Origin of the sequence: Gordonia sp. SMJS1, assembly GCF_029866425.1 — a bacterium.
In the GTDB taxonomy this organism is placed as follows: Bacteria; Actinomycetota; Actinomycetes; order Mycobacteriales; family Mycobacteriaceae; genus Gordonia; species Gordonia hongkongensis.
In genome coordinates this window covers 1,694,266-1,718,203 of sequence record NZ_CP123381.1, presented here as the reverse complement: position 1 = coordinate 1,718,203, position 23,938 = coordinate 1,694,266, and the positions used below count along the sequence as shown (strand labels likewise).

At 68.6% G+C, this 23,938-nt stretch carries 24 protein-coding genes and 1 pseudogene; 8 read left to right on the top strand and 17 right to left on the bottom strand.

Annotated features, from left to right (window positions below; all coding sequences use genetic code 11):
* Positions 1-98: 98 nt before the first annotated feature.
* A complete protein-coding gene (locus QAD21_RS07870; RefSeq protein ID WP_058250736.1) occupies positions 99-1,187 on the bottom strand; it encodes a 3-deoxy-7-phosphoheptulonate synthase in 1,089 nt (362 codons plus the stop codon).
* A 249-nt stretch (positions 1,188-1,436) separates the two neighbouring features.
* Entirely contained in the window at positions 1,437-1,883 is a 447-nt protein-coding gene (locus QAD21_RS07865; protein WP_058250893.1) for an Lrp/AsnC family transcriptional regulator, read from the bottom strand.
* Between the two features lie 97 nt (positions 1,884-1,980).
* On the opposite strand from QAD21_RS07865, the gene rocD reads away from it, so the two are divergent.
* Positions 1,981-3,237 carry an ornithine--oxo-acid transaminase gene (gene rocD, locus QAD21_RS07860; protein ID WP_068970465.1) on the top strand — a complete coding sequence of 419 codons (1,257 nt, stop codon included), beginning with the start codon at positions 1,981-1,983 and terminating at the stop codon, positions 3,235-3,237.
* Here rocD and QAD21_RS07855 read toward each other — a convergent pair.
* The 3 genes from QAD21_RS07855 to mca are packed head-to-tail and all read right to left on the bottom strand — an operon-like array spanning position 3,203 to position 4,954.
* Entirely contained in the window at positions 3,203-3,706 is a 504-nt protein-coding gene (locus QAD21_RS07855) for a TspO/MBR family protein (protein WP_058250738.1), read from the bottom strand. The two genes, rocD and QAD21_RS07855, sit on opposite strands and share 35 nt — an antisense overlap.
* A gap of 22 nt (positions 3,707-3,728) precedes the next feature.
* Positions 3,729-4,058, bottom strand: a complete 330-nt coding sequence (locus QAD21_RS07850) for a hypothetical protein (RefSeq protein WP_058250739.1) — start codon at positions 4,056-4,058, stop codon at positions 3,729-3,731.
* Complete coding sequence (mca, locus tag QAD21_RS07845) at positions 4,058-4,954, bottom strand: mycothiol conjugate amidase Mca (protein WP_055474886.1); 897 nt, start codon at positions 4,952-4,954, stop codon at positions 4,058-4,060. The genes QAD21_RS07850 and mca overlap by 1 nt, the downstream gene beginning before the upstream one ends.
* A gap of 111 nt (positions 4,955-5,065) precedes the next feature.
* Here mca and QAD21_RS07840 point away from each other — a divergent pair, with 111 nt between their 5' ends.
* The 3 genes from QAD21_RS07840 (at position 5,066) to greA (ending at position 6,890) form a co-directional block, all read left to right on the top strand.
* Entirely contained in the window at positions 5,066-5,500 is a 435-nt protein-coding gene (locus tag QAD21_RS07840) for a DUF4307 domain-containing protein (RefSeq protein WP_091344282.1), read from the top strand.
* Positions 5,497-6,270, top strand: a complete 774-nt coding sequence (locus tag QAD21_RS07835; protein WP_055474888.1) for a queuosine precursor transporter — start codon at positions 5,497-5,499, stop codon at positions 6,268-6,270. Before QAD21_RS07840 ends, QAD21_RS07835 begins: the two co-directional genes overlap by 4 nt.
* 128 nt (positions 6,271-6,398) lie before the next feature.
* On the top strand, positions 6,399-6,890 hold the full coding sequence (greA, locus tag QAD21_RS07830; protein WP_004020945.1) for a transcription elongation factor GreA: 492 nt from the start codon (positions 6,399-6,401) through the stop codon (positions 6,888-6,890).
* A gap of 164 nt (positions 6,891-7,054) precedes the next feature.
* On the opposite strand, the gene QAD21_RS07825 is transcribed toward greA, so the two are convergent.
* Positions 7,055-7,486: an Ltp family lipoprotein gene (locus tag QAD21_RS07825; RefSeq protein ID WP_238995045.1), complete on the bottom strand. Its 432-nt coding sequence runs from the start codon at positions 7,484-7,486 to the stop codon at positions 7,055-7,057.
* Between the two features lie 119 nt (positions 7,487-7,605).
* Positions 7,606-8,541 (bottom strand): type IV toxin-antitoxin system AbiEi family antitoxin domain-containing protein, encoded by a 936-nt coding sequence (locus QAD21_RS07820; RefSeq protein ID WP_068971446.1) that lies wholly within the window; start codon positions 8,539-8,541, stop codon positions 7,606-7,608.
* A 207-nt stretch (positions 8,542-8,748) separates the two neighbouring features.
* On the opposite strand from QAD21_RS07820, the gene QAD21_RS07815 reads away from it, so the two are divergent.
* Positions 8,749-9,267, top strand: coding sequence for a hypothetical protein (locus QAD21_RS07815; RefSeq protein ID WP_065629943.1), 519 nt, complete (start codon positions 8,749-8,751; stop codon positions 9,265-9,267).
* A gap of 15 nt (positions 9,268-9,282) precedes the next feature.
* Here the strand turns inward: QAD21_RS07815 and QAD21_RS07810 are convergent, their stop codons facing one another.
* From QAD21_RS07810 to QAD21_RS07785, 6 genes are all read right to left on the bottom strand, one after another.
* The gene (locus QAD21_RS07810) at positions 9,283-10,032 is read right to left on the bottom strand and encodes a hypothetical protein (protein ID WP_065629944.1); all 750 of its coding nucleotides are present in this window, start codon (positions 10,030-10,032) and stop codon (positions 9,283-9,285) included.
* A gap of 222 nt (positions 10,033-10,254) precedes the next feature.
* Positions 10,255-10,905, bottom strand: coding sequence for a BTAD domain-containing putative transcriptional regulator (locus tag QAD21_RS07805; RefSeq protein WP_264186747.1), 651 nt, complete (start codon positions 10,903-10,905; stop codon positions 10,255-10,257).
* On the bottom strand, positions 10,875-11,030 hold the full coding sequence (locus tag QAD21_RS07800; protein ID WP_226514408.1) for a hypothetical protein: 156 nt from the start codon (positions 11,028-11,030) through the stop codon (positions 10,875-10,877). The genes QAD21_RS07805 and QAD21_RS07800 overlap by 31 nt, the downstream gene beginning before the upstream one ends.
* 28 nt (positions 11,031-11,058) lie before the next feature.
* Entirely contained in the window at positions 11,059-12,258 is a 1,200-nt protein-coding gene (gene ilvA, locus QAD21_RS07795; RefSeq protein WP_226512883.1) for a threonine ammonia-lyase, read from the bottom strand.
* A gap of 49 nt (positions 12,259-12,307) precedes the next feature.
* Entirely contained in the window at positions 12,308-15,310 is a 3,003-nt protein-coding gene (locus QAD21_RS07790) for a BTAD domain-containing putative transcriptional regulator (protein ID WP_068972356.1), read from the bottom strand.
* A gap of 30 nt (positions 15,311-15,340) precedes the next feature.
* The gene (locus QAD21_RS07785) at positions 15,341-16,048 is read right to left on the bottom strand and encodes a PIG-L family deacetylase (protein WP_280361130.1); all 708 of its coding nucleotides are present in this window, start codon (positions 16,046-16,048) and stop codon (positions 15,341-15,343) included.
* A gap of 163 nt (positions 16,049-16,211) precedes the next feature.
* Here QAD21_RS07785 and QAD21_RS07780 point away from each other — a divergent pair, with 163 nt between their 5' ends.
* Positions 16,212-17,318, top strand: coding sequence for a class I SAM-dependent methyltransferase (locus QAD21_RS07780; RefSeq protein WP_280361128.1), 1,107 nt, complete (start codon positions 16,212-16,214; stop codon positions 17,316-17,318).
* A 14-nt stretch (positions 17,319-17,332) separates the two neighbouring features.
* Here the strand turns inward: QAD21_RS07780 and QAD21_RS07775 are convergent, their stop codons facing one another.
* Positions 17,333-18,505 (bottom strand): cystathionine gamma-synthase, encoded by a 1,173-nt coding sequence (locus QAD21_RS07775; RefSeq protein ID WP_280361126.1) that lies wholly within the window; start codon positions 18,503-18,505, stop codon positions 17,333-17,335.
* A gap of 10 nt (positions 18,506-18,515) precedes the next feature.
* Positions 18,516-19,910, bottom strand: a complete 1,395-nt coding sequence (locus QAD21_RS07770; protein ID WP_055474900.1) for a cystathionine beta-synthase — start codon at positions 19,908-19,910, stop codon at positions 18,516-18,518.
* Between the two features lie 158 nt (positions 19,911-20,068).
* Between QAD21_RS07770 and QAD21_RS07765 the strand changes: the two genes are divergently transcribed.
* On the top strand, positions 20,069-20,980 hold the full coding sequence (locus tag QAD21_RS07765) for an SGNH/GDSL hydrolase family protein (protein WP_189340150.1): 912 nt from the start codon (positions 20,069-20,071) through the stop codon (positions 20,978-20,980).
* Positions 20,981-21,045: 65 nt separating this feature from the next.
* A pseudogene (locus tag QAD21_RS07760) lies at positions 21,046-22,268 on the top strand (acetyl-CoA C-acetyltransferase).
* A gap of 16 nt (positions 22,269-22,284) precedes the next feature.
* Here QAD21_RS07760 and QAD21_RS07755 read toward each other — a convergent pair.
* Positions 22,285-22,842: a DUF6790 family protein gene (locus tag QAD21_RS07755; RefSeq protein ID WP_055474903.1), complete on the bottom strand. Its 558-nt coding sequence runs from the start codon at positions 22,840-22,842 to the stop codon at positions 22,285-22,287.
* Positions 22,843-22,975: 133 nt separating this feature from the next.
* Positions 22,976-23,842: a Bax inhibitor-1/YccA family protein gene (locus tag QAD21_RS07750; RefSeq protein WP_055474978.1), complete on the bottom strand. Its 867-nt coding sequence runs from the start codon at positions 23,840-23,842 to the stop codon at positions 22,976-22,978.
* Positions 23,843-23,938 lie beyond the last annotated feature (96 nt).

Here is a 23,938-nt window from a genome sequence, read left to right as displayed (position 1 = left end):
CGCTCGCACCTCAGGGAGCATGAGATTCGGACGCTCACGAGTGTTCTTTCATGGTCCACGACGGCCGCCGAGCCGCAGATACTGAGGCGAGGGAAGGGTCAGCCCCGCGCGAGCGCCGCCAGGACCTGGGCGCTGGCCTCCCAGCCCATGCACTTGTCGGTGACGGACTTGCCGTACACCAGCGGGGTGGCCTCGGTCGACTGCGCGCCGGGCTCGAGGAAGCTCTCCAGCATCACGCCGCTGACGTTCGAGGGCTCACCGGCCTCGCGCGCCGCCCGGAGGCGCGTCGCGATCTCGGTGGCGACCTCCGCCTGACGGACATGATCCTTGCCCGAATTGGCATGCGAGCAGTCGATCATGACCCGGGCGGGCAGGCCGGCCGCGGCGAGCGCCTCGGCGGCCGCCGACACCGACTCCGCGTCGAAGTTCGGGCCGCGCGTGCCGCCGCGCAGGATGATGTGGCAGTCCTCGTTGCCCGCGGTCTCCACCACGGCACCGTTGCCGAAGTCGTCGACTCCGAAGAAGACGTGTTCGGCCGCAGCGGCTTTCACGCCGTCGATGGCGACCTGGACGTTGCCGTCGGTGCCGTTCTTGAAGCCGATCGGCATCGACAGGCCCGACGCCAGCTGCCGGTGGACCTGGGACTCGGTGGTGCGGGCGCCGATGGCACCCCACGCGACCGCGTCGGCGATGTACTGCGGGCTGGTCGGTTCGAGGAACTCACATCCGACGGGCAGACCGAGGTCGATGATGTCGAGCAGCAACGACCGGGCGGTGCGCAGGCCACGCTCGACATCGAAGGTGTTGTCCATCCCGGGGTCGTTGATCAGGCCCTTCCACCCGACGGTGGTGCGCGGCTTCTCGAAGTAGACGCGCATGACGATCTTGAGTCGCTCGGAGTAGGCATCGGCCAGCGGCGCGAGGCGCCGGGCGTAGTCGATGGCGGCGATCGGATCGTGGACCGAACAGGGCCCGACGATGACGAGCAGCCGGTCATCGCGGCCGGCGAGGATGTCGGCGATCTCGTCCCGGTCGCGCTGGACGGCGACTGCTCGTCGTGCCGAGAGGGGCAGTTCGCTGCGCACGGTGTCGGGCGACGGGATCGGACGGAACGCCCGGATGCGGCGGTCGGAGGTCGATTCGGCGTTGTCGTCGGATCGGATCGGGAGGTCCGGCAAGGTGGTCACGTTGTGTGCCTTTCGAGGTCATGCCCGTGTCGTTGTGGTGACGAGGCATGCCCTGGGTGTGGTCGGAGCCCCGCTCAAATGACAAGAGCAGCGACCGTGGGGTCGCTGCTCGGGCTCCGGGGGTGTCGTGCGCGCGTCAGGTCAACGCATCATCGTGGCCCCACCCGGAGCCTCGATAAAGCGCCAATACGCGCGCACGGTGCTGATCACGGCGACCACACTAGCACAACGGTTTCGACACCCCGATTCTCACGGGTGCCCCCGGTCGATCAGCTCGCTGAGCACGAGGATCGACTCTGATCGATCCACCGGGCCCGCCCGCCGGATGCGTTCGAGCGCCTGCTCGAGGTGCCGTACGTCGCGGGCCATCACGCGCAGGACGGCGTCGGCCTGACCGGTGACCGTCGCCGCGCCCACGACCTCCGGTATGGGCTCCCACGCCGCCTTCAACTCGTCGGGCGAGATGTTGCCCCGGCAGTAGACCAACACGTATGCCTCGGTGGTCCACTGCATCGCGTGCGGGTCGACGACCGCGGTGAAACCCCGGATGACGCCATCGGCGACCAGTCGGTCGACGCGTCGTTTCACCGCGGGGGCCGACAACCCCACCTGCTGCCCGATCTGCTGGTAGGTCGCCCGGGCGTCCCGGGTGAGGTGCGCGAGCACCCTCTCGTCGAGGTCGTCCAGTGTCCGCAACAGACCGCTCCCCTTCGCGTCCATACCGGCGATCCGTTGCGTTCAGACGCAATCGACGTCGATTGTTTGCACCAGACCTCGACGATACCCTCGATTCATGACGAGGACGAGCCCCGGCACCGGCACCCACGCCAGCGCGGGTGCGCCGCTCGACGTCGTCGAACCTCATGTGGCGCAGAACTATTCGCCGATCCCGGTGACCGCGGCCACCGCCGAGGGGGCCTGGATCACCGACATCGACGGCCGTCGCCACCTCGACTGTCTCGGGGCCTATTCCGCGGTCAATTTCGGCCACCGCCATCCACGCATCGTCGCCGCCGCACTCGATCAGCTGGCGCGGGTCACGCTCACCAGCCGCGCATTTCGGTCCGATCGACTCGAACCGTTCTGCGCCGCACTGGCTTCCCTGTGCGGCAAGGACATGGTCCTGCCGATGAACACAGGTGCGGAGGCGGTCGAATCCGGGATCAAGGTCGCCCGCAAGTGGGGTTACGACGTCAAAGGCGTACCCGACGGCCGCGCCACGATCGTGGTGGCCTCCGGGAACTTCCACGGCCGCACGACGACGATCGTCTCGTTCAGCGACGACCCCGAGGCGCGCGCCGGATTCGGCCCCTACACACCGGGATTCGTTCGCGTCCCGTTCGGCGACCTGGCTGCCCTCGATGCCGCGATCGACGAGAACACGGTGGCCGTCCTGCTCGAACCCGTCCAAGGCGAAGCCGGCGTCGTCGTGCCTCCCGACGACTATCTGCCCGGCACGCGGGCCCTCTGCTCCGAACGCGGCGTGCTGTTCATCGCCGACGAGATCCAGTCCGGTCTGGGCCGCACCGGTAGGACCTTCGCAGTAGAGCACTGGGGCGTCGAACCCGACGTCTACCTGCTGGGGAAGGCACTCGGCGGCGGGCTCCTACCGGTGTCGGCGGTGGTTGCCGACCACGACGTCCTCGGCGTGCTGCATCCCGGTCAGCACGGATCGACCTTCGGCGGTAACCCGCTCGCCGCAGCCGTCGGTCACACCGTCGTCGACATGCTCGCCGACGGGACCTGGCAGCGACGGGCGGCGGAACTGGGCGATCATCTGCACGCCCGACTGCGCGACTTCGTCGGGAACGGGGTGGTGGCGGTGCGCGGCCTCGGCCTGTGGGCAGGGATCGATCTCGACCCCGCGCTCGGCACCGGCAAGGACTTCTGTCTGCGGCTGTCCGAACGCAATGTCCTCGCCAAGGACACCCACGGCTCGACGCTGCGACTCGCACCACCGCTCGTGGTCACGGAATCCGAGATCGACTGGGCGATGGACCGATTCGCCGCGACGCTCAGGCAGGCGCCGGTGACCGCCGACCACGATTGAGCCACCAGGCGCTCGTCGAGAGCACGGTGGCGAACGCGCACCACGCCGGGTAGGCGGCGAGCGCGGCACCTGCCGTCCGGTTCGTACGTGCGGTGCGCCGGGCGAGGTCGGCGCTGCTCACGGTGAGCGCCGCCGCCGCGACCGACGCGGTTCCGAGGGCGCCCCGGCCGAAGTAGATCCAGCTCCACCCGCCGTTGAGCACGAGGTTGGCGCCGAGCGCCGCGAGATACCGCTGACGTTGTTCGTGGTCGCCGTCGTCGGCCAGGTCGTCGAGGGTGACTGCCGAGGTCACCGCGAGGTCGGCGTAGAGCGAGGTCCAGGCGAGCGGGAACGCCCAGTTCGGTGGTACGAAGGACGGTTTCGCCAGCTTCGGATACCAGGTCTCGACCGCCGGCTTGGTGACCACACTGCCGATGGCTGCCGCCGCAGCGGTCGCGAGTGACGTCCCGATCAGAGTGGAGATGCGCATGACTCCACTTCTACGCCTCGACTCAGGTGTCGGCGGGCCGCCGGTCGTCGGTGCCCGCGGCACTGGTGGCACCCGGGGTCCCGGGCGGGTTCGGTGCGACCGCGTCCGAACCGGCCGGGCCCGGCGAATCGGTTCCCTCGTCGAAGGCCTGGTCGGCCTCCGGGTGTTCGGCGTCGAAGGACGCGGGCAGCTTCTTCAGCTGCCGGTTCATCGACCAGATGAGGAACGCGGTCCCGACGAGCAGCAACAGGATCACGAGCAGACCTAGCGGTGAGGCCTTGCCGAACTCCGGCCCCTGGGGTTCCTGCGCCAGGACCATCAGGGTGTCGTTCACGACTGTGCTGGTGCCCATCACGCCTCGATCCCGGCGAAGAGATCGGTCTCCGGCAACGCGGTCTTGACCCGGGTCCGGGCGAGCTCGAACTCCTCCGTCGGCCACAGGCGTTGTTGCCACTCCAGCGGCACCGCGAAGAACACCCCGTTCGGATCGATCTGCGTGGCGTGGGCGCGCAGCGCGTCGTCACGCTGCGGGAAGTACTTGGAGCACTCGACCTGGGTCGTCACACGTCCCATCAGATCGCCACGGCTCGGGTCCCACTTGCTGAGCCACTCGGCGAACGGACTCTCCTGGCCGTGCCGCGCGAACTCGTCGGAGAACAGGACCATCCGGTCCCGGATGAACCCGTGGGTGTAGTAGAGCTTCGACACCGTCCACGGTTCGCCGGCGTCCGGGAACGCGTCCGGATCGCCGGACTGCTCGTACGCCGCGACCGACACCTCATGGCAGCGGATGTGATCGGGATGCGGATATCCGCCGTGCTCGTCGTAGGTGACGATCACGTGCGGGCGGAACTCGCGGACCACGCGCACCAAGGCCTCGGTGGCCTCGTCGAGCGGCACCGAGGCGAAGGAACCCTCCGGAACAGGCGGGAGCGGGTCGCCCTCGGGGAGGCCCGAGTCGACGAAGCCGAGCCATGTCTGTCGGACGCCGAGCGCCTCGGCGGCCTTGGCCATCTCCTCGCGACGGACCTCGGTCATCCGCTCTTTGATGCCCGGGCGGTCCATCGCCGGATTCAGGATGTCGCCACGCTCACCGCCGGTGAGTGTGACGACGAGCACTTCGTTGCCCTCGGCCGCATACTTCGCGGTCGTGGCGGCACCCTTGCTCGACTCGTCGTCTGGGTGCGCGTGCACCGCCATCAGCCGGAACACACCCGACTTGGGGTCGCCGACGTGGGATTCGGTCACAGTTCCTCACCTTCGGATCGCTACTCCTCCCATGGTAGGTATTGACGCGTGAACAGTTCGGATGGGGGCGCCGCAGACGCCGGTGACGCGCCGCGCGCGACACCCGACACCTTGCGACCGCACAGCGGTCCGCGCGCCACCTATCCGGAGCGTTCGGAGACCGCCTCTGGGCGTCGTCGCTGGTTCATCGCCCTGTCGATCCTGGTCGTCGCGGCCGGCGTGACCCTCGCCGTCATCGGCTACAGCAAGTTCTCGTCGGCGGACGTGACCGGTGAGGCCACCGGCTACGAGATCATCGACGGCTCGACCGTCGCGGTGCAGTTCACCGTCGAGCGTTCCGATCCGAGCCGGGCGGCTGCCTGTGTGGTGCGCGGCCGCTCCCGCGACGGCGGCGAGACCGGGCGTCGCGAGATCCTGATCCCCGCGGACTCCGCAGAACGGATCGGCGTCCGCACCGAGGTCACGACGTCGAAACCACCGGTCATCGGCGAGGTCTTCGGGTGCACCCTTGACGTGCCGGCCTACCTGAAGCCGTCGGCCTCGTGACCGCCGCGTCCACCGGCAGCGAGCTGCCGTCGCCGCGCGCCGCCTTCGCCTCCATCGGCAGCCGCTACTTCCCCCTTCTGGTCGCCGTCTTCGTCGGCGTCATGCTCATCAGCAACGTCACCGGCACCAAGGGCGTCGTGCTGTTCGACGAATGGCTGCAGGTCGATCTCGGGCCGATCCAGATGGACGGCCTGGTGACCGACGGCGCCTTCTTCCTGTTCCCGCTCGCGTACGTCCTGGGCGACGTGATCAGCGAGGTCTACGGGTTCCGTGCCATGCGCCGGACGATCCTCGCCGGGTTCGCGGTCCTGATTCTCGCGTCGTTGTGTTTCTGGTTGACCATTCACCTGCCGGCCGCCGAATTCTACGAAGGCCAGGCGGCTTTCGAGACGGTTGCCGGGGTCGTCCCACAATTCCTGCTCGCCGGATTGGCCGGTTACGTCGTGGGCGAATTCCTCAATTCCTTCGTCCTGGTGAAAATGAAGGAACGCGCCGGGGAAAATCGCCTCTGGGCGCGCCTGCTGGGTTCGACGATTGTCGGCCAGTTGGCCGACACCATCGTCTTCTGTTCGATCGCCGCCACCGCCCTGGGTATCTCGACCTGGGGAGATTTCATCAATTACACGATCGTCGGGTTCGTGTGGAAGACACTCGTCGAGGTCATCCTCATGCCTGTGACGTATTTCGTTGTGGGATGGCTAAAACGGATGGAACCGACGTATCAGGACGCTCTCGGCGCGCTGTCGCGCGGTAGTACCGATGTGCCATAGGTCTCACCACCTGGTACCCTGAACGGATACACGGCTCCGCGAGGGGTCGTGTTGCTGCATTTTCAGCAGTCCATATGCCCCTGGTGTAAACGGTCGCCCGGGGCGCGGACAACACAAAGGAGTGACCGATGACCGACACCCAGGTGACCTGGCTGACCCAAGAGTCGCATGACCGCCTCAAGAGCGAGCTCGATTCGTTGATCGCCAACCGTCCGGTCATCGCCGCCGAGATCAACGAGCGTCGCGAAGAAGGCGACCTCAAGGAGAACGGTGGCTACCACGCCGCTCGCGAGGAGCAGGGCCAGCAGGAAGCGCGTATCCGCCAGCTGCAGGAACTGCTGAACAACGCGAAGGTCGGCGAGGCGCCGACCCAGTCCGGCGTCGCACTGCCCGGTTCCGTCGTGACCGTCTACTACGACGGTGACGAGAAGGACACCGAGACGTTCCTCATCGCCACCCGCGAGGAGAGCGGCCAGGGCGGCCTGGAGACCTACTCCCCGAGCTCCCCGCTCGGTGCCGCCCTCATCGACGCCAAGGTCGGCGAGACCCGCGAGTACTCCGTGCCCAGCGGTGCCACCATCAAGGTGACCCTGGTCAGCGCGGAGCCCTACCACGGCTGATCGGACGACGAACACAACCCGGGACGGTATGACCGTCCCGGGTTTCGTGTTTTCGGGGGTTCTCGTCCGTGAGCTACCGCCGGTCGCGCGACCGGCGAACCTCAACTCGACTCCTGGACTTCGATCGAAGTCCAGGAGTCGAGTTGGGGTTCATCGGTCGTGCCCTACGCGTGGTCGACCCCATACGTCGCCTGCGTGGACGTGAAGCCCTCATACTCGAGCTGTTCGATCAAGCCCTGCCGCGAGAACGCCGTCATCGAACGATAGTCGCGGGCCTTCTGCGCCGCCTGTTCGTTCCAGTCGACGGCGCCCTGAGCCTCGACCTCGGTCACGGCGTACGTCGCGTCGGCCGTCGAGAACCCTTCGTACTCCAGCTGATCGATCAGACCCGCTCTCGAGAACGCCATGATCGAGAGGTACTCCTTCGCCTTCGCCACTGCGCTCGTCTGCTCCCAGGTCGCGAGTGACTCTGCACCGGGAGTCCCGGTCGTCGGTGACTGCTCGAACACCTGGCTCGAACCGGTAGCGGTCACAGCGACGCCACTTTGAATGCCGATCGTACTGACTCCCAACGCAATTCCGCACACCGCGACCACGCCGGCAATCAGACGGGGCCACACACGGCGTGCCAACGACGGTCGTGCTCCGACCGGCGAACCTCGACTCGACTCCTGGACTTCGATCGAAGTCCAGGAGTCGAGTTGGGGTTCATCGGTCAAGCCGCGGTCAGTTTGTCCAACCACGGCCGGAGCAGATTGGCGAGCCCGCCGCGCTCGAGCGTTCCCCACGTCCATCGGATCACCATGATCCCCTGTGCGCGCAGCGCATCCTCCCGACGCTTCTCCCGGATGAGTGCATCGCGCGGGCTCTCACCCTGGCGCAACAGTCGGCCGTACTTCTGTAGTCCGTCGAACTCACCGACAAGTGTTCCGTCCCAGTCGAAGTCGGTCCGCGCGTCTCCGGCGTCCGTCTGGAACGTGTGCTGCAGTCGCGGAGTCGGCAACCCGGCCTCGATCATCTGCGCCCGGCTCCACGACTCCCCGACACTCTCCGACGCACCGTCCGCATGCGCAAGGGCACGACGCGCGGTCCCCGCACCGCGCCAACGGTTCCGCGACGCGAGGATACGGGTCATCGTGGCGATGTCGGCGCCGGACGCTAGCGCGCGATCGAACACGGCCAGCGCTTGGGCGAAGTCACCGGACATCGCAACATCTACGGCGGTTCGCTCACGAGACGTGACCCTGATTCCGCCGATGTCGACCACCTCGTCGGGCGCCACCGGCCCGGCATGGACGATCCGTAACCCGTGCCCGAACCCGCCCACCTTCGACTTCTTCGTCAGATGCACGACCTCGCGTTCCGGGTGCAGCAGCGGCAGCTCGTGAACGGCTGCCGCCGAGTCGTGACTCAGGATCGACGCGTCACAGTCTCGAACAGACGTCGCGACCGCGATCGATCTCAGTCGGTACAGACGGTCACCCGGGTCCTCGGCGGACGCCTCGTCGGCCGCCAGTGCGCAGACCCCCGGGGCAAGACGAATCAGTTCGCCGCGCCGTACGGCGGCTGTCACAGCGTCGTCGTTGATGCCGAGTCGCAGCGTTGCCGTGCGGCGAATTAGCCCGTGTCTGTCGGTGGGAAAAGAGGTCATGACTTTAGGACGCACCAGGGCCGATATCGGATCCGCTGGCGAGGGTCGCTTACCCCACGACCGGCGAACCTCGACTCGACTCCTGGACTTCGATCGAAGTCCAGGAGTCGAGTTGAAGTGCACCGGTGGACCTCGACAGGAGGCCGACCCTGTTTCGACCACGCTCGCCCGGGGCTCGACCCGGAACACCGTGCTTCAATGTGACACATGGCACGTTCTCATGAGCTGGAGTCCTTCGATCTTGACTTCTTCGACGATGCGCCGGTGCGGCACGTCATCGACGTGCGTCTGCCGGTCGCGCCGGAACGCGCGTGGGCCGAGTTCACCCGTCAGCACACGCTGGACTGGTGCCGCGCGATCAAGAAGATCGAGTTCGTCTCACCGGAACCGTACGGGGTGGGAACACAACGCCGCGCGGTCCTCGGTCCCGGCTATGTGACCCTCGAAGAGGACTTCTTCGACTGGACGGAAGATCCGGCGAATGGCCACTACCGCAACGGTTTCCGGGTCCTGAGGGCGAACGTTCCCGGCATCCGCCGCTTCGGCGAGGCGACCGAGATCCTGCCCGCCGATGTGGGCTGCCGACTCAAGTGGACCTTCGCGCTCGAGTTGCCCACCTCGTCGCGGGTGGTCACCGCGTTCTCCGGTCCCGCGTCGTCGACGGTCTACAAGACCATCGAGGCCGACACCCTCAAGCACTTCGCGAACCTCGAACCTGCGAAGTGAGCCGCCGGCCGGTTGTCAGGCCACCACCGCGACGGCCGCCGACGTTCGACCCGTCGTCGGCACAGGCGAGGCAGTCAGCGTGCCCCGGCCCAGGTCATCGGCGAGACGCATCAGCACGCGAACCGATGGAGACGCTTGTGTGCTCCCCGTCCACGCAGGCTCGATCGCCACGGTGAACACGTCCACGTCGACGACCGCCGGGCGTCGCCCGTCGATCTCTGCGGAGCGGCAGAGCTTCCGGTCGCGGGTCAGCACGTGCAGCCTGATCATGTCCACGACGGGCGGCGAATTCTCCCCACCGAGTGTTGTTCGCCACCAGCACAAGCCGTCGATCCCGACGTCGCGATTGTCGAGACCCGGACATCTCTTCGATGGTCGATGGCGTCCGGCGGACCTCTCGAACAAGGCGAGACCGGCGCTACCCAATGTTGGTAGGACGCGGGTGTCCACACCGCCACCCCCGGCGGTGGCTTCCTCGTTCCGCACGCCTGTGATCAGCTCGACTGCCGGGGCAGTGACCCAGTGCACCGGCGCGTCGGCGAGATTCAACACCGTCACCGCGAGCGACGAAGACCACCAGTTGATGAGGCTGAGGAGTCCGTCCGCCTTCTCGAGGACGGCCTCCCGGTCGGCGTACTCGTCCGGATCGAGATGCAGCGAGCCCTCGTCCGCATCATTGAGATCTTCGGCCAGCAGACTCGCTTCGGCCTCGAGTTCGTCCAGCCGCCGGTAGGCCTTCCGTCGTTGCTCGTGAACGTCATCCATGAGCTCGTGACGGACGCGGTGAGCAATCCGTGGTGTCCAGGCCGCCTCTGCGGAGTGTGTGCGTCGTCCCATGGCAGGCAACGTAATCCGCCCTGCCCTCGCAGCCGCACCGAGAATCCACAGCACAGACGCTCATCCACAGAACTCCTCGTGTCAGCCGCGTCGAATACACGTCGGTCGCCCGTGGACGTTCCTCGGGAGCGTTCTGCGGAACACTCCGCCTCAACGACAGCACCACGTAAGCCGACGCAAGCCCGACGACAGGCTACGGCGCACAGTTGTCGGCATGACAACGACAACCACTCCCCGGCCACCCGGGTCCGTCCCCAGCTCGGTCGACAGTCGCCGTCGGAGCCGGTCGAACACCACGAGCGCGTCGGCGGCGCGGCCTTCCCCGGCGAGCGCCCGCATCAGGGCGGTGTGTGCCGACTCGTCGAACGGGTCTCGCGCGCAGCGCTGTTCGGCGATGGATCGCGCGGTCGCGAAGTCACCTTCGGCGAGCGCGGCCGTCAGTTGCGCACCGTCGAGCGCGTCCTGGGTGCGTCGAATGCGTGCGGACAGTGTCGCCGTCGCCGGGGACCCGTCCCCGAGATCGTCTCCGGGCACGCCGCGCCACCACTGCCGGGCCCGGTCGTGGGCATCCCGGCCGCCTTCGGCGAGCAGCGTGTCGACCACGTCGAGGTCGGTGCGGCTGTTGCGCAGTCGATAACCGTTCTCGGTGCCCTCCAGAACCCCCTCGGGCAGGAGCTTGCGCAGCCGGGACACCTGGGTGTGCAACGCACTGTGCGGCGAACGCGGCGGATCGTCGGCCCAGACGTGGTCGATGAGGCGGTCCGCCGAGATCACGCGCCCGTCGGCGAGGGCGAGCGACACGAGCAGGCGTCGGGCCCGAGCCCCGGCACCGCGACGAGCCGATGGGGGCTCTCGGCGCCCACCGGGCACGCGCCGACCGCGATCGGGCCCAGCACACCGATCAGGGCGGGTCCGTCGGCAGCCACCCAGACAGGTTAGCGCCGACGTTCGCCCTCAGTCCCGCAGGAACCCCGCGTCGGCGAGGGCCCGCCGGACGTCGTGCTGGTGGTCGTGTCCGCGGGTCTCGACACTGACGGTCACCTGCACCTCGCCGAGATACAAATCGTCGGCGACGCGGGAATGGACGACGTCGAGCACACTCGCGCCGAGGTCGCGGAGCAGTTCCAGCAGTGCGACCAGTCCACCGGGCCGGTCGGAGACGGTCGCGGTCACGGTGAGGAATCGTCCGGCGGCGGTCAGGCCGTGTGTCGTCACATGGCGCAGCAGCAGCGGGTCGATGTTGCCGCCGGACAACACGACGCACACGGTCCCGGACAGCGCGAGCCGACCGCTCACCGCCGCCGCCACCGCCGCGGCACCGGCAGGCTCGACCACCAGCTTCGCCCGCTCCAGCATGAGCAGCAGCGCGGTGCTCAACTCTTCCTCGCTGACCGTGACGATCCGGTCGACGAACTCGGAGACGTGCGCGAACGGGACCTTCCCGGGTGTCGCGACGGCGATGCCGTCGGCCATGGTGTTCATCGCCGCGACCGGTGTCGGCCGCTTCTCGGCGAGGGACGTCGGCCAGGCCGCGGCCTGCGCCGCCTGCACGCCGATCACCTCGACCTCCGGTCGTCGCAGACGCGCCGCCGCGGCGACGCCGGCGAGCAGCCCACCGCCGCCGAGTGGCACGAGAATCGTTGACACGTCCGGGATCTGCTCCAGGATCTCGACGCCGACCGTCGACTGTCCGGCAACGATGTCGAGATGATCGAACGGGTGGATCAGAGCCGCGCCCGTCGTATCGGCGTGACGCTGGGCCTCGACGAGCGCCTCGTCGACGGTCGATCCGGCGAGCACCACCTCTGCGCCATAGGCTTTCGTCGCGGCGATCTTCGGCAGTGCGGCTCCGACCGGCATGTAGACCCGTGAGGCGATCCCCAGTTCCGATGCCGCCCAGGCGACTCCTTGCGCATGATTGCCAGCACTGGCCGCGACGACCCCGCGGGCACGTTCCCCCACCGACAACCGCGAGATACGCAGGTACGCGCCGCGTGGCTTGAAAGATCCGGTGCGCTGCAGGTTCTCGCACTTGAGCCACACCTGCGCACCGCTGCGCTCGGACACCACCCGCGACGCGATCGTCGGGGTCCGCCGGATCACGGACGCGAGCTCGTCGGTGGCGCGGTCGACGTCGTCGGCAGTCAGCAGCATGCGACCAGTATCGGCCATCCCCGCCCTGCAGGAGCCACCCGAGGAGACGTCATCGCGCCGCCGAGCTCCCGCGGTCGTCCGATGACGTCGACTCCCTGATCTCTCGGAGTTCGCGCATCGCCCGGTCGAGCACGACTTCGGTGTCGGCGTGGACCGTGTTGTCGGCGTGCACCAGGTCCCCGAAAGCACGGTCCGCGGCACCTCTGCGTGTGTCGAAGGCCGCGGCGGGGTCGAGATCGGCACACTCGACGAGCAGGTCGGCCACGTCGATCCGGCCCCGGACGCGCAGCAGTGCGGCGGCGTCGCGCGCCGTGGTCCACAGCTGCGTCGGCTGACCGCTGTCGCGCCATGCCCCGAGCAGGACGACGTAGGCCTCCGCGGCACGCGCTACATCGCCGACGCGGACGAGACACGCCGCCGCGCCGACACGAGCGACCCCGACGATGAACGTCGCCCCGACGCCGGCGGCCCGTTCGTGGGCGCGTTCGTAGAGGGCGAGCGCGCTGGACGGGTCGTGCGCGGACAGCAGCTCGCCGTGGACGTAGTCGAGGAAGGCGTGCTGCGACGGCCCCGCCGACGGGTCCAGCGTCGACCGGGCCTCGGCCAACAGCCGGGCAGCCCCGCTCGAGTCACCGGAGTACGACGCGGCGAGCGCCGCAGACGCGAGGAACGCCGACCCCAGGGACGGGTGTGTGCCGCAGCGGGTCCATTCCCGTACCGCCACCGCGAAGTCGCCACGGAAGTGCGCGACCGCCGCCCTGGCCGCCCGCGCGCCGACCAACGCGGGCGCATCCGGATCCGGTGGTGCCCCGGAGGCATCGGGACGTAGGGCGGAGGTCGCGAAGTCGACGGCGAGGTCGAACTCGCCGACGAGCCGCGCGGCCTCGGCCGCCGCGGACAGCATCTCGGCGCGATCGGGATGACCATCGAGCCACGCCGAACGCGCCGATTCGACGGCCCACGTCCACAATTCGTTGAGGTTGCGCCATGTGCTGATCAGCGACAGCGATGTCGTGATCGCCACGAGTACGTCGACGCGTCCGCGCGCCAGTGCCAGGTCCCGCGCCGACCGCAGGTTGTCCATCTCGGCATGGAGACGCTCATTCGCCTCGAACTCCGCGACGCCGAGCCACTCGTCGCCGATGTCCCGCACCGTTGCGACACATTCGTCGAGGAACCGGTCCTCGGCCGCGGCGAGCACGCCCGCACGGTCGAGGTGATCAAGCAGATGGGTGCGGATGAGATGCAGGAGACGGTATCTGCCGCCCGACGCGTCGGCGACGAGCAACGAGCTGTCGATCAGACGGTGCAGGGTCTCCACCGGGTCGAGCCCGCCGTCACCTCGCGTGCCGATGCCCGCTGCGCCGACGACCTCCGCTTCGACGCTCAGTGCGACGGATTCGAACGTGCGCAGCGACACACCGCCGGGAAACGGTGCGAGGGCGGCGAGTACGGCTTGATCGACCACGCTCAGCCGTCGGAATGACATGTCGATGCTGCTGCGGAGCGTCAGCCGCCGCTGGTCGTCGGCTCCGGTTCCCGTCGCGAGATCGAGTGCACCATCGAGCATTCGGGCCACGGCCGACATCGGCATCACAGCGGCCTGACGCGCCGCCAGCTCGATGCCGAGCGGGAGCCCGTCGACACGGCGCACGACGTCGACGAGGTCCGTGAGCTCACGACTCGACACCGCGAAGTCCGGATTGCGACGCAGCGCGTGCTCGACGAACGCGCGCACCGCAGGCTGCCGGGCGACCGCGTCGACGTCGTCGACGCGGGTGGGAAAGGTCAGGGGCTGCAGACGCAGGACGTACTCGGCGGAGAGTGAGAGCACGACTCGGGAGGTGGCCAGGATCCGCACCGCGGGAGCCAGTTCGACGATCGCCGCGACCAATTCGCGACAGGACGACAACACATGTTCGCAATTGTCGAGGACGAGCAGGAGCGACCCGTCGACGGCGCGCGCGATCGCGTCCACGGAAGCACCCACCCCGACCTCGAGACCGAGGGTGGACACCACCGACGGGAGGACGCGGTCGGCTCGCGCGACCGCGGCGAGGTTGACGACGACAACGGCGTTCCCGGGGAACACCGCGGGGTCGGCGGCGACGTCGAGCGCGAGACTGGTCTTGCCGACGCCGCCCGTACCGGTCAGGGTCACGACCCGATGCGCCGACAACAGCCGGATGATCTCGGCGCGTTCTCGCTCCCGCCCCACCAGAGGCCCGGCCGGCGGAGCAGGTCGCCGCCGCGAGGTCACGCCGGGTCCCGGATTCGTCTCGGCCTGCCCGTATTCGGAGCCCGCCGCCACCCGCTGCTCGAGCGACGCGAGGGCCGGACTCGGATCGAGACCCGTCCGCTCACGCAACTGCTCGCGGAAGTTCATCGCGACAGCCATCGCGTCGCCGACACGCCCGTCGGCGGCGAGTGCGCGGATGAGCAGTCGTGCCGAACTCTCGCGTAACGGCGCGGACGCGACACCGGCCCTCGCCGTCGCGGTCGCGCTCGGGTCGCGGCACTCCACCAGCGCTTCGACGTGGGTGTCGGCGAGCCGGTTGTGGAGGTCCTCCAACGCAACGCGTTCGGTGTCCAGGTCCGGGATGCCGGCGAACTCGCCGAGCGGCTCGCCGCGCCAGAGTTCGCGGGCCCGGACGGTCAGACGGAGACGCTCGGCGGGATCGGGCGTGTCGGCGGCGGATGCGAGCAGGTCGCGCACGATCGTCACATCGACGACGGACACCCGGAGCCGGTAGCCGTCGGGGCGTCGTTCCAACAGATCGGCGTGTCGGCCGAGATGGCGTCGCAGCCGGGACACCAGATTGTGCAGTGCGGCAATCGGTTCCCGCGGCAGATCGTCGCCCCACAGCGCGTCGACGAGCCGCCCGATACCCATGCCGTGCCGGCCGGCGACGGTCAACAGCGCGAGCAGGGCGCGTCGTCGTTCCCCGGGGACCGCGACCTCGGCACCGTCGACCCGCAACCTCAGTGCACCCAGCAGGCCGACCTCGACCGCGGGCGACACGTGCCCGTCTTCGGTTTCGCGCACCACCATCCCGATCGTCGCTCTCTGTTCTCCGACGGCCTATGCAGGATGAGCGTAGGTCTCCACCGACACCCATGTTCGATATCGCTCGAGGCCGATCGCCGCGGCCAGGTCCGCGGTCTGCGAGCGCTGAGCCAGCAGGGCTCGCACCTTACGGTCCAGTTCGGCCCCGTCGAGATCGATTCGCAACGCGACCATCTCCTTCGGACACTGGCGCGGCCCGCCCAGCGCCCACATGTCGAACTCACGGGCGAGGTCGAACTCGATCCCCCGCCCGGTGCCCACCGGGTGAAGGATTCGCGGGCAGGTCGACGAACGGTCGACGGCGAGGCGGACCCACCGGTTGACGGTGCGGTGGTCGGGGTGTCCGGTCACGCCGTCGGGACCGAAGGTCAGGACGGTGTCGGGTGACACGTCGTCGAGGAGGGCGGTGATGCGTCCGACCGGGCCGCTCTCGTCGATCGCCGCCAGTGAACCGTCGGCTAGGTCCAACCAGTGGTGCTCCTGGATGCCGAGCTCGATAAAAGCCTTCTCAAGCTCGCCGGTCCGGACCAGGGCGAGCTCCGAACGCTCTGCGGCGGTGGCATTCTCGTCGGCCGCTTCGCCGCGGGTCGCGGTCACGCACACCACGCGCCCACCCGCGTCGCGGACGGCGGCCATCACGCCGCCGGCGAGGTAGGTCTCGTCATCGGGGTGAGCCCAGATGGACATCACGGTGCCCAGGTCGCTGATCTGTGTTGTTCTCATGCGTCGACGGTCTCCGAGCCCGCTGTCACGGGGCTGTCACCATCGGCTCACCGCCCAGCGGGTCACGGTCCGGTCATGACAGCGCCGCGACAGGACGCCGGCGCACGCTCGGTGCACACGCCGCCCGGCGTGGTTACGACATCGCACACGAGAGGTTCATCCCATGACCACCACACACGCCGCCGGTTCCGACACCGCGATCGACCTCGCCCGGGTCGAGGCCTTCGCCGGCCAGGTGAGCGCCGATCTCACCCATGCCTACCACTCGATCAGCACCTACCTGGGCGACCGCCTGGGACTGTGGCGGGCGCTGGCGCAACTCGGTTCGGCGACGAGCGCCGAGCTCGCCGAACGCTCGGGACTCGCCGAACGGTATGTGCACGAATGGTTGTGCGTGCAGGCCGCGGCCGGATACGTCCTGCTCCACGACGCCGGCGATGACGCCGCAAAAGGCCCAGAGGTGTTCGTGTTCCCCGCCGAGCACGCGATGGTGCTCGCCGAGGACAACAGTCCGGCGGCGATCGTGGCCGGCTTCGAGGTCGCCGCCGCGGTGTGGTCCTCGGTCGACCAACTCGCGCATGCGTACGCGACCGGCGACGGCGTGCCCTGGCACGCGCACGATTCCCGGCTGTTCTCCGGCGTCGAACGCTTCTACGGCACGATCTACCGCGCGTCGTTGCTCAGCGAGTGGGTTCCGGCGATCGACGGCCTCGGACAGCGCCTCACCGACGGCATCCGCGTTCTCGACGTCGGGTGCGGGTACGGGGTCCCCACGATCCTGCTCGCCGAGGCCTTTCCAAACTCCACGTTCGTCGGCGTGGACAGCCACGAGGAGTCCGTCCGGCGCGCCACCGCAGCCGCTCAGGCGGCCGGGGTCGACGACCGGGTCCGCTTCGAGGTGGCGACGGCCCAGTCGTACGCCGGCGACCACGACGCGATCATGATCTTCGACGCCCTGCACGACTTCGGCGATCCGGTGGGTGCGCTCGCACACGCACGGTCGTCACTGCGTCCCGGCGGTCAGGTGATCGCCGTCGAACCGCTGGCACACGACACACTGGCCGAGAATCTGACCAATCCCGTTGCACTGCTGTTCTATTCGGGTAGCTCATACCTCTGCGTACCGCACAGCATCGCCGACGGCCCGACCTCGCTGGGCGCCCAGGCCGGCCCCACTCGACTGCTCGACACCTTCCGGGCGGCCGGTCTGACCTCGGCGCGTGTCGCGGCGACCACTGCGTCGAACCTGCTCCTCGAGGCGCGGGTCTAATTGCGACCGACGCCTCAGCGCAGCGCGTTCTCCAGGTCCCCGAGGAGGTCGTCGATGTCCTCGATACCGACCGAGAGTCGGACGAGGTTGGCGGGGACCTCGAGGAGCGATCCGGCGGTCGAGGCGTGCGTCATCGCACCGGGGTGTTCGATCAGCGACTCGATGCCGCCGAGCGATTCGGCGAGCGTGAACACCTCGGTGCGGGCGCAGAACTCCTTGGCGGCGTCGAGCCCGCCCTTGACCAGCACCGACACCATGCCGCCGTAGCGCTTCATCTGCTTGCCCGCGACCTCGTGGCCCGGATGGTTCGCCAGACCCGGGTACAGGACGGCGTCGATCTTGTCGTGGCCGCTCAGGTAGTCGACGACCTTCTCCGCGTTGTCACAGTGCCGGTCCATCCGGACGCCGAGGGTCTTGATGCCGCGCAGGGTGAGGAACCCGTCGAACGGTCCGGGGACCGCCCCGGCGCCGTTCTGCAGGAACGCGAACGCCTCGTCGAGCTCCTCGCTGTCGGTGACCAGTGCGCCGCCGACGACATCCGAGTGCCCGCCCAGGTATTTGGTCGTGGAGTGAAGCACCACGTCGGCGCCCAGGACGAGCGGCTGCTGCAGGTACGGCGAGGCGAAGGTGTTGTCGACCACGAGCTTCGCGCCGGCCTCGTGCGCGACGGCGGCGAGGGTCTCGATGTCGCCGACGTTGAGCAGCGGGTTGGTCGGCGTCTCGGTCCAGACCAGCTTGGTCTCCGGCCGGATGGCGTCGCGCACCGCGGCGACGTCAGAGACCGGGGCCACCGAGTAGGTGATGCCCCACTGGCTGAACACCTTGTCGATGAGCCGGAAGGTCCCGCCGTAGGCGTCGTTGGGGATCACCAGATGATCGCCCGGCCGCAGCGTCGAACGCAGAACGCAGTCGGTGGCGGCCATGCCGGAAGCGAAAGCCCGTCCATACGTGCCGCTCTCGAGCGCAGCGAGATTGGCTTCGAGGGCGCGTCGGGTCGGGTTGCCGGTGCGCGCGTACTCGAAGCCGTCGCGCAGTCCGCCGACGCCGTCCTGGGCGAAGGTCGAACTGGCGTAGATCGGGACATTCACCGCCCCGGTCTGCGGATCCGGATCGTAGCCGGCGTGGATGGCGCGGGTCGAGAAGCCTTGCCAGCGAACCGAATCCGCGGCACTGCGTCGTTCACTCACGGTGATGCTCCTATCCGACGATCGGGTGGCTCGACACGAAGGCGAGCAGGTCGTGGCGCGTGATCACGCCGATGGGCTTGCCGTCCTCGACGACCATCAGCGCGTCGCAGTCGCCGAGCGCCTTGGTGGCCGCCGACACCGGTTCGCCGGAACCGATGAGCGGGAACGGCTCTCCCATGTGTGCCGACACCGGGTCGGCGAGGCTGGCACGACCTTCGAAGACCGCGCTGAGCAGGTCGCGCTCGGTGACCGCACCCGCGACCTCGCCGGCCATCACCGGTGGCTCGGCGCCGACGACCGGCATCTGCGAGACGCCGTACTCGCGCAGGATCTCGATCGCGTCGCGCAGGGTCTCCTGCGGGTGGGTGTGCACGAGGTCGGGCAGGGCGCCGGTCTTGCCGCGCAACACATCTCCGACGAGGGATTCCTTGGTGTTGGCGTCGAGCGGCGTCCGCAGGAAGCCGTAGCTGCTCATCCACTGGTCGTTGAAGATCTTGGCCATGTAGCCGCGGCCACCGTCGGGCAGCAGTACGACGACGACGGCGTCGGGTCCCTCGCGTTCGGCGACCTGCAGGGCCGCGACCACCGCCATCCCGCACGAGCCGCCGACGAGCAGCCCTTCCTCGCGGGCGAGACGCCGGGTCATGTCGAACGAGTCGGCGTCGGAGACCGCGATGATCTCGTCGGGGATGTCCGGGTCGTAGGCCGACGGCCAGAAGTCCTCCCCGACACCCTCGACGAGGTAGGGGCGCCCGGTCCCGCCGGAGTACACCGACCCCTCGGGGTCGACGCCGACGATCTTCACCGAGCCGCCGGACACCTCCTTGAGGTACCGGCCGGTGCCGGTGATGGTGCCGCCGGTGCCGACGCCGGCCACGAAGTGCGTCACCTTGCCGTCGGTGTCGGCCCAGATCTCGGGACCGGTGGTCTCGTAGTGACTCTGCGGACCGGCCGGGTTCGCGTACTGATTGGGCTTCCACGCACCGTCGATCTCGGTGACCAGGCGGTCGGAGACGCTGTAGTAGCTGTCCGGGTGGGACGGCTCCACCGCGGTCGGGCAGACCACGACCTCGGCACCGTAGGCGCGCAGGACGTTGCGCTTGTCCTCGCCGACCTTGTCCGGGCACACGAACACGCACTTGTAGCCGCGCTGCTGGGCGACGAGCGCCAGGCCGACGCCGGTGTTTCCCGACGTCGGTTCCACGATGGTCCCGCCCGGCTTCAGTTCACCCGAGGCCTCCGCCGCGTCGATCATCCGCACGGCGATGCGGTCCTTGCTGCTGCCACCGGGATTGAGGTACTCGACCTTGGCGGCGACCAGGCCCGATCCGGGTGAGGTCACCGAGTTCAGCTTGACCAGCGGGGTGTTGCCCACCAGGTCGACGACGTGATTGGCGATGCGCATGTGTCCATGGTCCCAGAGCCACCGCGAACAGCGACACCCGGCCGCTGCCCGACGTCGGCAGTCGGTTCTACCGCTGGCTGAGCCGACGACGAGCGCAGCGAGGAGTCGTGTCGAAGTCGCCTAAACTGGCACTCGTGTCCGGTTCGAGTCGTCGAGGAATCGTCCCCGCCAGGATCGTGCGCGACGTCGGCGCGACAGCGGCTGCGACCGCGGGCGCGGCCGGCGCCGGCTGGGCCGCCTACAACCTGCTGAACAGTCAGGCCGCCGAGGCCCGCGTGGTGATCCCGCACCGTACCGACAACGCCCCGGACGGCGACGGCGTGTACCGCCCCGACGGCACCAGCGCACGTTTCACCCGGGACACCGTGTACGACCTGTATCTCGTGGTGTTCGGGGACTCGACCGCGGCCGGACTGGGTGCCGAGACCGCGGGCGAGACGCCAGGAGTCCAGATCGCCCGCCGCGTGGCCGCGGAGACCGATCGGGTGGTCCGCTACGCCAACAAGGCCATCGTCGGCGCGACGTCGAAGGGGCTCGCGGCCCAGATCGAGGCCATGTTCGTCCATCACGAGCGACCCGACGTGGCCGTCATCCTCGTCGGCGCCAACGACGTCACCGCCCGCAACAGTCCGCTCCCGTCGGCGCGGCGGCTCGGAGATGCCGTCCACGCACTCGTCGACGAGGGTGCGAAGGTCGTCGTCGGCACCTGCCCGGATTTCGGCGTGGTGACCGCGATCCCCCAGCCCCTGCGAATGGTGTTGCGACGCTGGGGACTCACGCTGGCGGCGGCGCAGCGATCGGCGGTCCGGGCCGCCGGGGGGCGGCCGGTCCCACTGGCCGACCTGCTGACCGAGGAGTTCCTCGCGCGCCCCGAGCACATGCTGTCGCCCGATCGATTCCACCCGTCGGCCGCTGGGTATGAGCTCGCCGCCGACATCCTGGTGCCCGAGGTGCTCGCCTCGATCGGCGAGTGGGGTCCGACGCCGCTGCCCGAACCGCCGAAGGTGTCCGAGGCCGTCGAAGAAACACGGTTCGTCACACGTCTCAGGAGACGTCTGACACACCGGTGACCAGCCACGACTCGGGCTGACCGGCCTCGCGACCAAGCAGATGCTTGGTGGGGTAGTTTCGAGGTATGCCTGAAGCCGTCATCGTCGCCCACGCCCGTTCCCCGATCGGCCGCGCCGCCAAGGGATCCCTCAAAGACATCCGACCCGACGAACTGTCGCGTCAGATGGTCGAAGCCGCGCTCGCCAAGGTGCCGGAGCTCGACCCGGCGCTGATCGAGGACATCCACTGGGGCATCGGCCAGCCCGGCGGACAGGGCGGTTACAACATCGCCCGGGTCATCGCGGTCGAGCTGGGGCATGACCACATCCCGGGCGTCACGGTGAACCGCTACTGCTCGTCGTCGTTGCAGACCACCCGGATGGCGCTGCATGCCATCAAGGCCGGCGAGGCCGACGTCCTCATCTCCGGTGGCGTCGAGAGCGTGTCGAGCTTCGGCATCTCCGGCGGCGCCGACGGCGCACCGAATTCCAAGAACCCGCTGTTCGACGACGCGATGGCCCGCACGGAGAAGGCGGCCGCCGGTGACGCCGGCATCTGGCACGATCCGCGCAAGGACGGGGTCATCCCGGACGTGTACATCGCGATGGGCCAGACCGCCGAGAACGTCGCCTCGTTCACCGGCATCTCGCGCGAGGACCAGGACAAGTGGGGCGTGCTGAGCCAGAACCGCGCCGAAGAAGCCATCAAGTCCGGTTTCTTCGAGCGGGAGATCGACCCGGTCACCCTGCCCGACGGCTCGCTGGTCACCACCGACGACGGCCCCGCGCGGGCACGACCTACGAGAAGATCTCGCAGCTCAAGCCGGTCTTCCGCCCGGACGGCACGATCACCGCGGGCAACGCGTGCCCGCTCAACGACGGCGCCGCGGCGCTGGTCATCATGAGCGACACCAAGGCGAAGGAGCTTGGCCTCACCCCGCTGGCGCGCGTTGTCGCCACCGCGGCCACCGGCCTGTCGCCGGAGATCATGGGGCTCGGTCCGATCGAGGCGATCCGCAAGGTGCTGCGGGTCTCGGGGATGTCCCTGTCGGACATCGACCTCGTCGAGATCAACGAGGCCTTCGCCGTCCAGGTCCTCGGTTCGGCCCGTGATCTCGGCATCGACCACGACAAGCTCAACGTGTCGGGTGGCGCCATCGCCCTGGGTCACCCGTTCGGGATGACCGGCGCCCGCATCACGACCACCCTGCTCAACAACCTGCAGACCCGCGACAAGACCTTCGGCATCGAGTCGATGTGCGTGGGTGGCGGTCAGGGCATGGCCATGGTGCTGGAGCGCCTCAGCTGATCAGTGCTGGAGCGCCTCAGCTGACCGAGGCCGTCTTCTCGTCGACGCCCCTCGCCGCGTTCGGTCCCTGGATCGCGACGCTGCGGGGGGTCGTTCGTCGGTACACGAACCAGGCGATGACGACGGCGCCGACGATGTAGATCTCGGCGGGGATCGCCCAGACGTTGTTCGTCGCGGTGTTGTCGTGGATGTAGTACTGCGAGATGTGACCGGCGAGGTCTCCCCCGTAGCTGATCGCCAGTGCCCACACGGCGGCGTCGAGCCATCCGCCACGATTGCGCACCCGGTAGCAGAGCACGCCGAGCACGCCCACGGCGATGTCGTTCCACCCCAGCTCCCACTGGAACATGGACGGGATGAAGTCCGGCCCGATGCCCTCGGCGATCTCGGGGGCGTTCGGGCCGACGTGGCCGACCCCGGCGAGGATGCCGAATGCGCCGCCGGGGACGAGTATCCAGAGCAGCACGAGTTCGGCTGCGCGGCCGACGGTGCGTCGTCGCATCGATCGGTCCACCAGTATGTGTACGACGGCGCCGATGATCATCAGCGCCAGCTGGATCAGAAAGAACACCATGTCCGCACGGTAGAACCGCGGTGATGGGGTTGTTCCCGCAAACGCACCGGGTGGCACACTTTGTCGCCAACCGACCCTGACACGACAGTGGCCCCGCACCTGCCGAGGTGCGGGGCCACTGTCACATGACTGACTAGTCGGAGTTGAAGTAGGTCAGCAGACGCAGGATCTCGACGTACAGCCAGACCAGGGTGACGGTCAGGCCGAGTGCCACGCCCCAGGCGGCCCGGTCGGGTGCGCCGGCACGGATCAGGCGATCCGCGGCGTCGAAGTCCAGTAGGAAGCTGAACGCGGCGAGGGCGATGCAGACCAGCGAGAAGATGATGGCGATCGGGCCACCGTCGCGCAGGACTCCGGCCTCACCGGTGAACAGACCGATGACCAGGTTGCCGAGCATCAGGACCAGGACGCCGATCATGCCGGCGAACAGCATGCGGGTGAAGCGCGGCGTCACGCGGATGGCGCCGACCTTGTACACGAACAGCATGCCGAAGAACACACCGAAGGTGCCGAGGACCGCCTGTCCGATCAGCGCACCGGCCGAGGTGTCACCGGCGACCGCCCAGTTCGCGAACACGAACGAGATGGCACCGACGAAGAGGCCCTCGAACGCGGCGTAGGCCAGCACGATGGCCGGGTTGTCCTGCTTGCGACCGAAGCTCGCCACGAGGACGAGCACGAGACCGGCGATGGCGCCGACCAGCATCAGCGGCGTGGCGAGAGCTGCCTGGGCGGCCTCGGTGGCGCGGCTGCTGATCGCGAAGTACGTGGCGGCGGCGGCCAGCGTCAGCACTCCGAGGGTGATCGCGGTCTTGGTGACGACGTCGTCGATCGTGAGCTGACGAGTGGCCGGCGGTGCCGGCTGGGTGTAGGGGTCAGTGGCCTGACCGAACTGGTTGGCCGCGGCGCCGGCGCCGGCCATGCCGGCCCCGAAACCCGCGTATCCGGATTGATTGTCGCGGACCACGCCGCGCATCACCGGATTGCTGCTTTCTCGCACGAAGCGCTCCTTCATCGGTACGGATGTCTGCCGTCTCAACGTCGGGCCGTTTCTGAGAGTTCCCTGGCGAGAGCTCGCAACGACCGAGTCGATGTC